The organism is Rhodanobacter sp. UC4452_H20, from assembly GCF_052978205.1.
On sequence record NZ_CM129662.1, the window covers coordinates 2,373,278 to 2,386,907 of the forward strand.

Annotated in this window: 15 protein-coding genes and 1 tRNA gene; 2 read left to right on the forward strand and 14 right to left on the reverse strand. The window is 68.9% G+C overall.

Annotated elements, in window-relative coordinates; all coding sequences use genetic code 11:
• Positions 1-9 precede the first annotated feature (9 nt).
• The 9 genes from ACVCMC_RS11210 to ACVCMC_RS11250 form a co-directional block, all read right to left on the reverse strand.
• Entirely contained in the window at positions 10-333 is a 324-nt protein-coding gene (locus ACVCMC_RS11210) for a hypothetical protein (RefSeq protein ID WP_447097345.1), read from the reverse strand.
• Positions 334-390: 57 nt separating this feature from the next.
• Positions 391-1,752 carry a tryptophan--tRNA ligase gene (locus ACVCMC_RS11215; protein WP_447097346.1) on the reverse strand — a complete coding sequence of 454 codons (1,362 nt, stop codon included), beginning with the start codon at positions 1,750-1,752 and terminating at the stop codon, positions 391-393.
• A 106-nt stretch (positions 1,753-1,858) separates the two neighbouring features.
• A complete protein-coding gene (gene rocF, locus ACVCMC_RS11220) occupies positions 1,859-2,773 on the reverse strand; it encodes an arginase (RefSeq protein ID WP_447097347.1) in 915 nt (304 codons plus the stop codon).
• A gap of 487 nt (positions 2,774-3,260) precedes the next feature.
• Positions 3,261-3,461: a hypothetical protein gene (locus ACVCMC_RS11225; protein ID WP_447097348.1), complete on the reverse strand. Its 201-nt coding sequence runs from the start codon at positions 3,459-3,461 to the stop codon at positions 3,261-3,263.
• A gap of 100 nt (positions 3,462-3,561) precedes the next feature.
• A complete protein-coding gene (locus tag ACVCMC_RS11230; protein ID WP_395116221.1) occupies positions 3,562-3,804 on the reverse strand; it encodes a hypothetical protein in 243 nt (80 codons plus the stop codon).
• Positions 3,805-3,971: 167 nt separating this feature from the next.
• Positions 3,972-4,047: transfer RNA gene (locus tag ACVCMC_RS11235), tRNA-Thr, on the reverse strand.
• 37 nt (positions 4,048-4,084) lie between these two features.
• Positions 4,085-4,744, reverse strand: coding sequence for an SPOR domain-containing protein (locus ACVCMC_RS11240; RefSeq protein WP_447097349.1), 660 nt, complete (start codon positions 4,742-4,744; stop codon positions 4,085-4,087).
• A gap of 32 nt (positions 4,745-4,776) precedes the next feature.
• Entirely contained in the window at positions 4,777-5,538 is a 762-nt protein-coding gene (locus ACVCMC_RS11245; RefSeq protein ID WP_447097350.1) for a type III pantothenate kinase, read from the reverse strand.
• The gene (locus ACVCMC_RS11250; RefSeq protein WP_395116216.1) at positions 5,535-6,515 is read right to left on the reverse strand and encodes a biotin--[acetyl-CoA-carboxylase] ligase; all 981 of its coding nucleotides are present in this window, start codon (positions 6,513-6,515) and stop codon (positions 5,535-5,537) included. The genes ACVCMC_RS11245 and ACVCMC_RS11250 overlap by 4 nt, the downstream gene beginning before the upstream one ends.
• Positions 6,516-6,712: 197 nt before the next feature.
• On the opposite strand from ACVCMC_RS11250, the gene ACVCMC_RS11255 reads away from it, so the two are divergent.
• Together ACVCMC_RS11255 and ACVCMC_RS11260 are read left to right on the forward strand one after the other, a co-directional pair.
• Positions 6,713-7,030 (forward strand): hypothetical protein, encoded by a 318-nt coding sequence (locus ACVCMC_RS11255; protein WP_447097351.1) that lies wholly within the window; start codon positions 6,713-6,715, stop codon positions 7,028-7,030.
• Between the two features lie 12 nt (positions 7,031-7,042).
• Positions 7,043-7,828, forward strand: a complete 786-nt coding sequence (locus ACVCMC_RS11260; protein ID WP_447097352.1) for a M90 family metallopeptidase — start codon at positions 7,043-7,045, stop codon at positions 7,826-7,828.
• Between the two features lie 79 nt (positions 7,829-7,907).
• On the opposite strand, the gene ACVCMC_RS11265 is transcribed toward ACVCMC_RS11260, so the two are convergent.
• The 5 genes from ACVCMC_RS11265 to ACVCMC_RS11285 form a co-directional block, all read right to left on the reverse strand.
• Positions 7,908-10,736 (reverse strand): zeta toxin family protein, encoded by a 2,829-nt coding sequence (locus ACVCMC_RS11265; RefSeq protein WP_447097353.1) that lies wholly within the window; start codon positions 10,734-10,736, stop codon positions 7,908-7,910.
• A complete protein-coding gene (locus ACVCMC_RS11270) occupies positions 10,733-11,125 on the reverse strand; it encodes a hypothetical protein (protein ID WP_447097354.1) in 393 nt (130 codons plus the stop codon). Before ACVCMC_RS11270 ends, ACVCMC_RS11265 begins: the two co-directional genes overlap by 4 nt.
• A 108-nt stretch (positions 11,126-11,233) precedes the next feature.
• Positions 11,234-12,655 carry an ATP-binding protein gene (locus tag ACVCMC_RS11275; RefSeq protein ID WP_395121329.1) on the reverse strand — a complete coding sequence of 474 codons (1,422 nt, stop codon included), beginning with the start codon at positions 12,653-12,655 and terminating at the stop codon, positions 11,234-11,236.
• Positions 12,621-13,313 (reverse strand): response regulator transcription factor, encoded by a 693-nt coding sequence (locus ACVCMC_RS11280; protein WP_136259750.1) that lies wholly within the window; start codon positions 13,311-13,313, stop codon positions 12,621-12,623. The genes ACVCMC_RS11275 and ACVCMC_RS11280 overlap by 35 nt, the downstream gene beginning before the upstream one ends.
• 1 nt (position 13,314) lies before the next feature.
• Positions 13,315-13,626 (reverse strand): PepSY domain-containing protein, encoded by a 312-nt coding sequence (locus tag ACVCMC_RS11285; protein ID WP_298851460.1) that lies wholly within the window; start codon positions 13,624-13,626, stop codon positions 13,315-13,317.
• Positions 13,627-13,630 lie beyond the last annotated feature (4 nt).

Sequence of the window (13,630 nt, forward strand, 5' to 3'; positions counted from 1 at the left end):
GGGACACGATCAGCGCTTGCGCCCCCACCACCACTGGCGCAGCACCAGCGCCGGCACGATCACCGCGGCAAATGCGCCGTAGCCCCACAACGCGGGCAGCACCTGCTGCCAGATCGACCCGCTGACCGGGCCGAATTCGCCCGGCTCCGGCAGCACGGCCGAATCGAAACCGGCAAGCGCGGCGAGCGCGGTGGCGATGCCGGCCAGCAGCAGCACCAGCACGTCGAACGTGCGCCGGCCCGCCGTTCGCGGCAGGCTGCGCGGCCAGATCCAGTAGATCACGCACAGCACCAGCAGCCAGGGGGCCAACAACAGGATGGACAGGTAACGCACGGATATCTCCTTTCAGGGCGCGGCGGCGAGTCGGAACGACGAGAGCACCACGACCATTCAATCCTGCGTCGCGAGCTGGTCCAGCGCGAGCCGCAGGCGCGTCAGCGCCTGCTCGCGCGCGGCTTCGTCCGGATAATCCGGCGTGCTCGCCACGGCCTCGCCATCGATCTCCAGCACCAGATTCGCGCCGCGCACCTGCACCACGGCCGCGGTGGCGCCCAACTGCTTCAGGCGCTTCTGGCTTGCACCCGCCGCCTTGGGGTCGGCGAACGGCACCGACAGCAGCAGCTCCTCTCCCTCGGCCGAGAACAGGCGGAAACGAAAGCGGCCGTCGTCGTCGCGAAAACTGGCCAGCCGTGCGACGCGCTGCACCTTCGCCGGCCGCGCCGGGCCCGCCGCTGCGCCAGCCGTGCGCATCGCACGCAAACCCAGCACCTCGCGCAGGCCGGCCACTTTCGGCGTGGCGATCGCCCGCGCCTTGCGCGCGCCTTCCTGCAGGATCACCTCGATCGCGGCCGGGTCGGCCATCAGCGTGTCGTAGCGCTCGCGCATCGGCGCCACGTCGGCTTCGATGCGCTCGTACAGCACCTGCTTGGCTTCACCCCAGCCGAGCCCCTCCTCCAACGCGCGGCGGAATGCCGCCGTTTCGGTCTCGCTGGCAAAGGCGCGGAAGATGGTGAACAGCGCGCAGCTGTCCGGGTCCTTCGGCTCGCCGGGCAGGCGCGAATCCGTGACGATGCGCATGATCGCCTCGCGCAGCTGCTTCTTGCCGCCAGCGAACAGCGGGATGGTGTTGTCGTAGCTCTTGGACATCTTGCGTCCGTCGAGCCCCGGCAGCGTGGCCACCTGCTCCTCGATCAGCGCCTCGGGCAGCACGAAGAATTCGCGCCCGTGCAGATGGTTGAAACGCTGGCCGAGGTCGCGCGCCATCTCGATGTGCTGGATCTGGTCGCGCCCCACCGGCACCTGGTGCGCATCGAACGCCAGGATGTCGGCCGCCATCAGCACCGGATACATGTACAGGCCGGCGGTGATGCCGGCGTCGGCGTCCTCGCCTGCCGCGGCGTTCTTGTCCACCGCCGCCTTGTATGCGTGCGCGCGGTTGAGCATGCCCTTGGACGCGATGCAGGTCAGGAACCAGGTCAGCTCGGGGATTTCCGGGATGTCCGATTGCCGATAGAACGTCACCCGCGCCGGATCGAGCCCCGCCGCCAGCCAGCTCGCCGCAATCTCCAGCCGCGACCGCTCGATCCGCGCCGCGTCGTCGCTCTTGATCAACGCGTGGTAATCGGCCATGAAGTAGAACGCGTCCACGTCCGCCCGTCGACTGGCCGCGACGGCGGGACGGATCGCCCCGACGTAGTTGCCCAAGTGGGGGGTGCCGGTGGTGGTGATGCCGGTAAGGACTCGAGTCTGCATGCTGCGCTGCGCAAGTAAAGATTTCAGTTTACGTCATCGCCCCGCCAAGGCAATCCGGCCGCGGGCGTCACGCGATGGTTGAGTGCGACCGCGACCAATGAATGCCTCAGCGGATCAGCGTGGATTTGCCGAACAGCGACTCGATCAGATCCACCGCCAGCTTGGCGGTGGCGTTGCGGCGGTCGAAGGCGGGGTTGAGCTCGACCAGGTCGAGCGAGGCCATCCGGCCGCTGTCGGAGATCATTTCCATGCACAGCTGCGCCTCGCGGTAGCCGGGGCCGCCGCGCACGGTGGTGCCGACGCCGGGCGCGATGCTGGGGTCGAGGAAGTCGACGTCGAAGCTCACGTGCAGGTGGGTGTTGTCGTCCATGCCTTCCAGTGCCTGCTCCATCACCCGCTTCATGCCGTCCTCGTCGATCCGGCGCATGTCGAAGATGCCCACGTTGGCTTCGCGCACGAGCTGCTTCTCGCCGTAGTCGACCGAGCGGATGCCGATCTGGCGGATCACGTCGGGGGTGATCGCGGGGGTGGCGCTGCCGATGTGGGTGAGCACCCGGGGGCCGCGGCCGCACAGGCAGGCCACCGGCATGCCATGGATGTTGCCCGACGGCGTCGCCTCGGCGGTGTTGAAATCCGAATGCGCGTCGAGCCACAGCACGCGCAGCTGCTTGCCGGTTTCACGGCAGTGGTCGGCCACCGCGCTGATCGAGCCGATGGCGAGGCAATGGTCGCCGCCGAGCATGATCGGCAGGCGGCCGGACTGCAGCTCCTGGCGAACAGCCGTATAGACGGCCGTATTCCATGCGGCCACTTCGTCGAGATGGCGATAGCCGTCGACCGGCGGCAGCCACGGATTGAGCGGCCCCTGCAGGTTGCCGCGGTCGATTACCTGCAGGCCGCGCTGTTCGAGTTTGGCGGCCAGGTTGGCGACGCGCATGGCTTCCGGCCCCATCGAGGCGCCACGGTGGCCGGCGCCGATGTCGGTGGGAACGCCGATCAGTGAAACGGTTTGTGTGTTCATGAAGTTCTTGCCTGCGGTGGAGTCCGGCGCGCACGCTGACGCGGTGCACCGGCACGGTGGATCACGCGGCGTCCATGGCGCTGTACCGGGACATCGCGCAAACATGGTGCGCGGTCGTGGACGCAAGAATGCATGCGCGGCGATGACCGCCGCGCATGGTGCAAGTCTAACGGATCAGGTCGTGGGGGCCGCGTCACGCGCGATGCATGACCCACCACGCCATGACGGGCGGGTGGCCTGCGACGACAGCGGAACCCGACGCCCGTGGGCTGCCATGGCCACGCTCTGGCCCGCGCGCCGTGTGGTGGCATGACGGAAGGACAATGCCAGCCTCCGCCGGACCGACGAAGGGGCAAGCGGGCGTGTCGAGGTGGGCCACGCAACGCCCGTCTTGCGCCTTGACGCGGTGGACGTCAAGGACGGATCTGCTGCGGACAACAGCTTGCCTTCGCCGGAACGACGAGCCCGAAACCGGGTCGGGACGCCGTCAAGTCAGAGGTGCGTCGTCGCGCATGCGTTCGAGTTCATCCTCGCGGCGCGATCGCGCGCCGGCCCGCCACGTCACCAGATCGCCCGCCGCACGCGCTGTCGCGCCCGCGGTAGCTGGTTTGGCCGGTTTCCCCCACAGCATCCCTGCAAACAGCTGCAAGCCGCGCCAAAGGGCGGGCTGCACATACGGTGTTTGCATGTCGATCACTCCCGGCTACCCCTGCGTAGCCGTTGAAGCGATCGTAACAAATTTCGCGACGCACGCACGCCGCGCCGCAACGTACCGCCAAGCTTTGGGCTCAGGACACGGCGGTCATCGGGGAGCGGCGTACCTCGGCGTACTGCACCAGCGGGATGCTGAAATCGTTGCAGATCATCTCCACGCGGGCGGCGGTACCGGAGCTGGCGTGCTCCTCGCGGGCCAGGCCGCGGCCCAGGCGGATGGCATGGGCAAAGCGCAGGCGGTCGAACAGGACGTCCGGGCCGCTGCAGATGCGCCACAGGCCGTGGCGGCTTTCCTTGATGGTCAGGACCACGCTCATGGGCGCCCCCTCGGCCGAAGAATAGAGACCGATGCGCGCAGGGGCGCACCGGAGCTTGCCAAGGATGCGTCGAGGCCTGGCGCCGGGTCTGTCAGCGCAGGCCTACAGTTGCTGTGGGGAGTCGGCGCGCCGCGGACGGATGGCGCGGCGGCGGCCATGCAGGCGGATGGTGCCGGCACCAGGAATCGAACCCGGGACCTGCTGATTACAAATCAGCTGCTCTACCAACTGAGCTATGCCGGCGCAGGCGGGGATTCTAGCAGCGGGGCGCTGCGCTCGCTCAGAAGCAGCGGATGTCGTGCGTGCCGAGGTCGCTGGCGCCGAGGTACTGGCGCCAGTCGAAGGGTTGGGCGGTGGCGATGGCGAGGTCGAGCCAGTACTCCGGGACGCTTTCGCTGCGCTCGCTCATGCGCGCGGGAAAGCCGGCGGCGGCCACCTGGTCCAGGCGCTTGCGCGCATTGGCCGGGTCGCGGAACAGGCCGAGCGACACCGTGTTGGCCTGGTCGCCGGAGCCGACCACGAAATAGTCGTTGATGTTTTTCGCGGCAAGCTGGCGGGCCGTCTGCAGCGCCTGCGCACGGCTGGCGACGGCGGGCAGGTAGACCCACCACGCGCTGGGCTGGGTGGTCTGTTGCTGGCGCGAACGCATGCGCGCGACGTGCCCGTCCAGCGCCTGGCGCGCGCTGCGCAGGTCCTGCGGCGTGTCAAACGGCCCCAGCGCCATGCAACGAAAGCCTTGCGAGGCATCGACGGCCGCGGCCGGCGTTTCGGGCACCGCGATCGTGCCTTCCGCCGCGGGCAGTTCCGACAACAGTTGCAGTGGCGCCACGCCCGGGTCGGTGGCGTCGCCGACGTGCCGGTAGGGCTGGCCCAGCAGCAGCCACGCTCCGACCGCGATATTCAGCGCGCTCAACAGGACAAACAGCAGACGCAGGAACATCGAACCCCCATCAAGACCGCCAACCACTCATTCTAGTGGCTGGCCGGCGTCGGCATGTGCGCATCCGCCCACAATGCCAGGCCACGCAACACGCTGTCCTGGCCGACTTGCACGGGCAGCGACAGCAACGGCGCCAGTCGCGGCGCATCGCCGCCGTCGAGGATCAGCGCCGGTTCGCCGCCCAGGCGCGGACGCATCTGCGCATGGAAGCGCTCGATCAGTGCGGCGGCGGCCTGCCAGCAGCCGGAGGTCACCGCATCGGCGGTGTTGTCGGCCAGCTGCAGGATGTCGCCGGGTCGCTGCGGGCGCACCAGCGCAGTCGCATCGAGCAGCGAGCGCTGCATCAGCTGCACGCCCGGCGCGATCAACCCGCCCAGGTGCCGGCCATTGGCGGCCAGCGCATCGAGCACCAGCGCGGTGCCGGCGCTGGCGAGCACGCACGGCTCGCGATGGGCGGCATGCGCGGCAACCATGGCGAGGAAGCGATCCACGCCCAGCCGCTGTGGCTCGGCATAGGCATTGCGTACGCCACAGGCGCTGGCCGGGGTGCGCAGCCATTCGGGCGCGCTGTCGAATGCCTGCCGCAGCACGGCGGCAACGCGCTGCTCGCGCGCGTCGTCGACCACCGACGCGCCGACCACCTGGGTCGATCGCGGAAAACCCGCCCACGCCGCATCCGGCAGCGTGGCCAGATCCTCGCGCCACTCCAGCACGCCCTGCGCCAGCCATGCGGGCGACGGTCCCTGCAGCGCCCATTTCAGGCGCGAATTGCCCAGATCCAGCAGCAGTCTCATGCGCGGCGCACCGTGACGTCGGCGCTGTCGATGCGCCGCTCGCTGCCGTCAGGCAGTTGCACCCGCAAGGCGCCGCGCGCGTCGATGCCTGCGCCGAGTGCGTCGAACGTGCCGAGCGCTCCGCTGAGTTGCAGCGGCCGGCCGCGCAGCAGGTCGTGGCGCGCATAGTCGGCGGCGAAGGCGTGGAAGCCTTCGCGCTCGAACTCGGCCAAGCCTTGCGCCAACGCAGCGATCAGCGCCGCGGCCACGCGGTTGCGATCCGGCGGCGCGCCCGCGCACAGGCTGGCCAGGTCGGTGGCCGGCTGGCCGGCCTGGCCTTGCAGGGCCGGGGTCAGGCGCAGGTTGAGTCCGATGCCGATGATCGCCGAACACGGCCCCTGGAATTCGCCGCTGAGCTCGACCAGGATGCCCGCCAGCTTGCCGCTGCCGTCGCTGGCCAAGACATCGTTCGGCCATTTCAGCCCCGCACCGGCAACGCCCAGTTCATCCAGCGCGCGCAGCACGATCACGCCGATCGCCAGCGACAGGCCGCCCAGCGCCGCGAAGCCCGCACCGAATCGTTTCAGGCAGGAGAGATAGATGTTCAACCCCGGCGGCGACAGCCAGTCGCGACCGCGCCGGCCGCGCCCGGCACTCTGCGATTCGGCCAGCACCACGCAAAGGTCGGCTGCATCGGCAAGCCGCCGCTGCAGTTCGCTGGAGGTCGAGTCGAGCTCGTCGTGCACTTCCAGCGTACCCAGCGTGCGTGCGACATCGGCCGGCAAGGCGGCGCGGATGCGCTGCGCGTCGAGCATCTGCAGTGGCCACGGCAGGCAATAGCCGGCCCGGCCGCGGGTCTGCACCGGCACGCCCCGCGCACGCAGTGCCTCGACCTGCTTCCAGATCGCCGCCCGGGTCACCCCGCTGCGCTCGGCCAGCGCCGCGCCGGAAAGCGGTGCGCCGGGAGCCAGCAAGGCCAGCAATTGCAGCGGCTGCATCAGCGAACCCGGCGCGCGGCAGCGCGCGCCGTGGGGGCAGCGCGAGGCAGGGGAACGGTGGAGAAAAGAACCATCGAATCATTCTAGCCTGCCGCACGCTGCACTGCGGCACGCGCGCCCGCCGCTTGCACTGGCAGCAGCGCCCGGTTTCTGCGACGATCGGATTCTTCGCTTGCGGCCTGGGGAGTTTCACTGCCATGCGCGCCACCCACCGGATCATCGCTTGCATCCTGTGCCTCGCCTTCGCCGGCGCGACAGCAGCGGCCAGCCTCGATAGCCGGGGCGTGGACAGCGGCAGCCCAACCGCAAGCAACGCGTCATCGCACGATAGCGAAGACGGCATCGCCGGCGACGTGCTGGGCATGAACCGCGAGAACAGCAGCCCCGGCAGCAGCAGCACCAGCGGCGCCGTGCGCAGCAGCAACGACCGTTCCGGCGCGGCTTCGCCGGCACCGGCCCCTGCGCCCCGGCCACATCTGGGTTGGCAATCGCTGCTGCCTGGGTCGATCCAGTAAGCGTTCGGCGGCATGCCGCGCCGTTGGTGGACATCCCTGCGGGCACACTTTGAACCTGCACCGATCGCCGACCCGCTGTGGCGGCGCGCCCTGGCGGCCTGTCCGCTGGCGCGTCGGCTGGACCCCGCGCGACAACTGCAACTGCGCCAGCTCGCCGGCATCTTCCTGGCGCGCAAGCGTTTTCACGCGCTGGCCGGCGCGGTACTGGACGACTACTGGCGATTGCTGATTGCCATGCAGGCCTGCCTGCCGGCGCTGCAGCAGGGTGCGACCAGCCTGCGCGGCTGGCGCGACGTGCTGATCTACCCGGGCGAGTTCAAGGTGCGCCGCAGCCACCATGACGACCACACCGGCGTGGTCACCGAGAGCGACGAGGTGCTGATCGGCGAGGCCTGGGAGCATGGCCCGCTGGTGCTGTCCCTGGCCGACGTGCAACTGGACCTGGAGCAGCCGTGGGACGGCTACAACGTGGTTGTGCACGAGATGGCCCACAAGCTGGACATGCTCGACGGCCCGCCCGACGGCGTGCCGCCATTGCGCGAGATTCCGCGGCGGCGCTGGATCGGGGAGTTCCAGCGCGCCTACGACCGCCTGCTGGCCGCCGGCCCCGGCCACGCGCCGATCGACCACTACGCGACCGAAAGCGCCGGCGAGTATTTCGCCGTGGTCAGCGAGCTGCACTACTCGCAGCCAGCCGTATTGCGCGAAACCGAGCCGGCGGTGGCCGAACTGCTGCACGCGTTCTACGGCCCCTCGCCCGCCGACGGCGAGGAACTCGCTGGCGGGTGCCGTCGCTGAGGGAAGTGGCATGCATGGCTGCACAGCTGTCCGGATGACAGCCGCACCGCGCTGCTGCAATCCACGCGAGCGAGTGTTCCTACCGCCCCATCGCCTGCGCCGGCTGCATCGGCATCTGCGCCTGTTGCACCTGCGCCTGTTGCCTCTGCAGCATGGTCAGCTGGTCGAGCTGCCGGAACATCGCCTCCGGTGGCTGTTGCATGGCCGCGGCGTGGGTGGTCGTGGTGCAGGGCAGGAACGATGAGGAGTCGCGGGTCAGCACGCCGCTGTCCGGCCCGATGCGGCCGGTCTGCGGACCGGGCAACAGCTGCACCTGGTCCGGCTGGCGAGCGTGTACCGGCCGATCGAGCATGACGGCCGCGGTGGCGCGATCGAGCTGATCGGCGCTGCGCGCGATGCCGTACTGGGCATAGGCCGCACCGACGTGTTCGCGCATGTTGACGAATGCGGCATGGCGCGGGTGGTCCGGGCGGCGCAGGTCGCAAGGTTCGAGCGACGACGGATCGCGCGACGGCGTCTCGGCCACTCGCACTGGGGACTGGTACAGATGCGGCAGTTCGCGCCGCGACCAGTCGCGGCTGGCGTCGTCGACTGACCGGGCCACCGCGTCGAACACGCTGACCGGGGTGCGGCGCTCGACGGTAAGGTAGGTGTTCCCGGGCGCGCGCTCGTTGGTGACCAGATGCATCGCCATGGCCTTGCCTTCGCCGTGCAGCTCGACCCGCGCCGCCGGACCCAGGCGGTCGGCGCTGTGCCGGTCCAGCAGCGCGGCTGCCGCCCGCTCGCTGTGCTCGCCGTGCGCCATCCGCACTCGCTCTTCCATCGCGTGCACGTGCTGCAGCAGGGTGCCGTAGCTCGCGTGCAGAGGGTGGCCGGGATGGCGGAAGTCGTGCAGGTGCGGCGGGATGGGTGGAACGGCGGCGTGCGCCGGCGTTTGTTGCGTGGCGTGGGTTGCCGCGTGCATGGCGAAGGTCGTGGAGATCAGCTGCGCGGTGGCATCGAGCTCCGCGCGCAGGTTGCCCTCGGCCGCGTTCCGACCCCACAGCCGGCCCGGCGTGCTCCAGTGGCCCCGCGCGTCGCGGGTGTAAGCATGGCCGTCGGAGGCGTCCAAGATGTTCGTGGGCGCATGCAGTGCGTCGGTTACCGCATCGGGCAGGGGGCCGAGCTGTTGCCAGCCGCGTTGCGCGTAGATCGCCTGATAGCGCGCGGCGATGCCGCGGCGGGAGTGCGCCAGATTGTCGGCGAGGGTGGCATGCGCGGCGGCATCCAGGGCGGCGGTGCGTGACGGCGTGGCGGTTTCCACGTGCGTGCTCTTGAGGCCGTGCTCCAGTACGGCGTCGGTGACCGTGCGCGACCACGCTCCCGAGGCGGCATCGCGCTGCCATGGCGCGGGAAGCCGGCTGGATGTGTCTTGCGCACTGGCCGGCTGGGTGTACGGATCGCGCGGTGGGGCCGGGTGTGCCAGGGCCAGTTCCACCGCGGTGTTGTTGGCTTGAAACGTGAGTTGCGCAGCCAGCGCGGGATCGGCCCGGACACTGCGCCAGCCCGGCGTGGGCATGACGCCGTAGCCGACCACCGGATGGTTGGGCGCATAACCGATCTCGCCGGTGGGCACCTCGCGCGTCCAGCCGTGTTCCGGATGCTGCGGGTCGTGGTGCCAGCTGCGGCCTTGTGCATCGGTCTGGTTGTGGATTTTGTGCTGGTCGTGCCAGTCGACCAGCTTGTCGCCGGCAACCGCCCCGCCGATGCCTCCCACGCCAGCGACGATCAGATCCAGCGGGCCGGACTCGATCCCCGCCGCGCCCAGGACTTGCGCCCCCAGCAGTGCGCCGCCGAGCATGCCCAGGTTGCGCGAGCCGAAATGCTCGACCGCCGAGGCGGCGCCCGTCGGGTTGTCCTGCTGCAGCAGGGTGGCCGTGTGGCGCGCGGTGGTCGTGGCGTCCCAGGCGACGGCGGCGGCGCTGGCGAAGCCCAATCCCTTGACGACGTTCGGGTGGACCCGGGTGGTGTAGTCCACATGGGTGATCCGGGAGAGGTTGCCCTGGACGCCCTCGACCACCCTGGAGGCATCGCGCTCGATCAACAGGCGTCGGGCCGTGTCCGGTGCAACCTTCGGGTTGTCGGTGATCGCTTCGGGCAACGTCTCGTGCCACAGCCGCTGATCCTGCCAACTGCGTTTGAGGCTGCGGGTGATCGCCGGATCGTGCAGACGCGCTTCGCGCGCCTCGATCAACGCCTGTCCCGGCGAGCGGGCATCGGTGCGGCTGTCGTAAAGCTCGCGGCCTTCGCGATCGAAGAGGCGGATGGGCGTGGTCGTTTCCGCGTGGATCGTGTCCAGGCTCGTCGGCACCTTGTCGTAGATCGCGTCGCGCGCACCTTCGGGGACGTGGCGGCCGTAACCGTCGATATTGAGCTGGTCCAGAAACCGTTTGTCGACGCCCAGTTCGCTCTCCAGCTTGGGCGATGCCACCACCCGCACCTCGACGTCGTAGCCTTGGGCCTGCAGGTCGCGGATCAGCTCGGCCGACCATGACCCGTTGCTCAGCGTAGTATCGAAGATGAAGTGCTTGCGCCCGGCCACTGCCGCCTCGCGCAACTCGTCGGCCCACTGGCCGGCGTCGGCTTGCGTGTGACTTGACCAGGTGTAGGGATGGGCGGAGCGGAACTCCCGGACGCGGGGGTGGTAGTCGCGCAGTTCGTCGGGATCGATGGGGACTATGTCGCCATGAAACTCGTGAATCGCGGCTTGGGTCAGTCCACCTTTTCCTGCGCCTGGTTGCCCTCCCAAGATAATCGCCTTCGGTCGCGCATGAGGCAGCGCTTCGTCCAGTTCACTTCGAGGGACGACCGTTTCGGAAAACACGCGTGCATGAGTCAGAGGGGCGAGGATGTCGGCAGAGGAGCTCATTTTTCGAACGCTTCCTTGTTCGCCTGGAAGTACTCCCACAGCGCGTCATCGGCTATCCATCGACCTTTTGATCGGGCACGCCCCATAAGCAGATTCTTGGCTTCTGCCCTCGCGATCGCCTCCGCATCGCCACTGGCTTCAGCGGCGTGCAGTTCGGTGCCGGCTTCGTCGATGAAGGTTCCCAGTCTGCTTTCGAGCACCCAAATCGCACGATCAAACGGCCCAACGCCCGCTGAGGACGTTTCGACTACATAGTTCAGCACCTCCTGCAGTCGATCGATGTGCCCCGGATAGTCCTTGAGCATTTCCCGCAGACGCTGCGGAACCGGGGGCGGGGGCAGTTTCGGCATCGTGATGTCCTTGTCGGTCGTGTCGATCGGAAGCGCCACGCATCGCCGGCATCCTGCGCCAGGCCTTGGGCGGTTCGTCGAGCCTACCGCGAATTCCGGGACGGGTCTGTCAGATTCTCCAGCTTTCCGGCAGCCCGGCGCGGCGGCTCAGCTCGCCGCCAGCCGCACGCTGAAGCGTGCGCCGCCGAGTTCCGGCGAGCGGTCGACCACCAGTTCGCCCTGGTAGGCGTGCACGATGTCCTGCACGATCGACAGGCCGATGCCGTGGCCCTGCACGCGCTCGTCGCCGCGCACGCCGCGCTGCAGGACTTTCTCGATCTTGTCCTCGGCGATGCCGGGGCCGTCATCTTCCACGCTGATGTAGAGGCCCGGCCGCTTGCGCCCGTGCTCCGGTTGCGCCTTGACCTCCAGCAACACGCGGTGGGAGGCCCACTTGAAGGCATTCTCCAGCAGGTTGCCGAGCAGTTCGAGCAGGTCGCCCTGCTCGCCGTAGAACGCCGCGCCCTCGCCGATGTCGAACTCGCACAACACGTTCTTGGCCGCGTAGACCTTCTCCAGACCCTGCACCAGATCCTCGGCCGCGCCCGCGATCGGCACCGCGCTGGCGAAAGTCTGCCGGCCAGAGGTGGCCGCGCGGGCCAGTTGATAGGCGACCAGTTCGTCCATCCGGCGCACCTGATCGAGCACCGCCGTGCTGCGTCCGGCCAGCACCTCGCCGGTGGTGGATTCCAGTTGCGAGCGGATTACCGCCAGCGGCGTCTTCAGGCTGTGCGCGAGATCCGCCAGCGTGTGCCGGTAGCGCGTGCGCTGCTCGCGCTCGTTGGTGATGAAGGCGTTGATGCGCTCGGTCAGGCCGGTCAGTTCCAGCGGGTACTGGCTGTCCAGCTGCTCGCTGTCGCCGCGCTCGACCCGGCTCATGTCGCTGGCCACCTTGCGCAGCGGGGTGAGGCTCCAGCGCAGCAGCAATAGCTGGAGCACCATCAGCATCACGCCCAGGATCGACAGCCAGATCACCAGCGCGCGCCGGTAGGCCATGTTGCCGCCCTCGAGCTGATCCTCGGTCTGCGCCACCATCACGGTGAAGCGCACCGACTTGCCCGCCTCGGTGTCCCAGGCCACGCCGTAGCTGTAGTAGTAGAGGCGACCCATGCGCGTGTCGATCGGGCCGACGAAGCGGCTGGCGCCCGGCTCCAGCGGCACCAGGAAACTGAAGTCACGGCCGATCGCGGAGGGTGACTCCCAGCGGAAGTCCTTGTCGCCCACCGCCACCGCGTAGAGGCCGGAACCCGGGCGCGAGAAATTCGGATCCGGCGAGGTGTCCGGCGACAGGATGCGGCCGTAGCGGTTGACGTCGAAGTTGGTGATGTAGGCGATCGCGAAGTTCTGCAGGCGGTCGTGCAGCGCGCTCAGCGCACGCTCCTTGTTCGCCTGCGACAGGGTCAGGCCGACCAGGCCGAGGAAGCCGGCCAGCACGAATCCGGTGGCGATCGCCGCGCGCGCCGCCAGCGACAGCGGGCGGCGCGCGGGCGATGGCTCATTCGTCGTCGCCGTCGGTGCGCGGGATGGCAAAGCGGTATCCGCGTCCACGTACCGTCTCGATGGGTTTCAGGGTGCCTTCCGGATCGAGCTTGCGGCGCAGGCGGCCGATGAAGACTTCCAGCACGTTGGAGTCGCGGTCGAAATCCTGCTGGTAGATATGCTCGGTGAGGTCGGCCTTGGAGACCAGTTCGCCCGCGTGCAGCATCAGGTATTCGAGCACCTTGTACTCGTAGCTGGTGAGGTCGACCAGCTTGCCCTCCACCGTCACCGTCTGCGCGGTGGTGTCGAGCTTGATCACCCCGCAGGCCAGGATCGGCTTGGACCAGCCGCTGGCCCGGCGCACCAGCGCGTTGATGCGCGCCAGCAGCTCCTCGACGTGGAACGGCTTGACCAGGTAGTCGTCGGCGCCGTACTTCAGTCCCTCGACCTTGTCCTGCCAGCTGCCGCGCGCGGTGAGGATCAGGATCGGATAGCGCTGACCCGCCTCGCGCAGCGCCTTGACCAGGTCCATGCCGGACATCTTGGGCAGGCCCAGGTCGATGATGGCCAGGTCGAATGGCACCTCGCGGCCGAGATAGATGCCCTCCTCGCCGTCCTGCGCCGCATCGACGGCAAAGCCGTCGCGTTTCAGCCGGGCCGCCAGCGTCTCGCGCAACGGCGCCTCGTCTTCCACCAACAGGATGCGCATATCAATGTTTCTCCTTGCTGCCCGCATTCCGCCCGGGCGGGTTCTTGGTCGACTGGGCCGACCCCGGATTCTTGCTCGCTTCGGAGGAAATCGCCATCACCTTCACGTGGCCGTTCGGGGTGAGCACCTTGATGCGGTACTCCATCCGGCGGCCGACACCGCGCGATTCCGCCGACAACACCTTGCCACCGGTTTCCTGCTGCACCTGGAGCACCGCCTGATCCAGCGTCACCGCCGGCTTGCCCGTCTGCGCCGCCGCCACGCCCCCGAACGGGATCAGGGCGGCCAGCAGCATGCTCTTGTACCTGATCATGCGT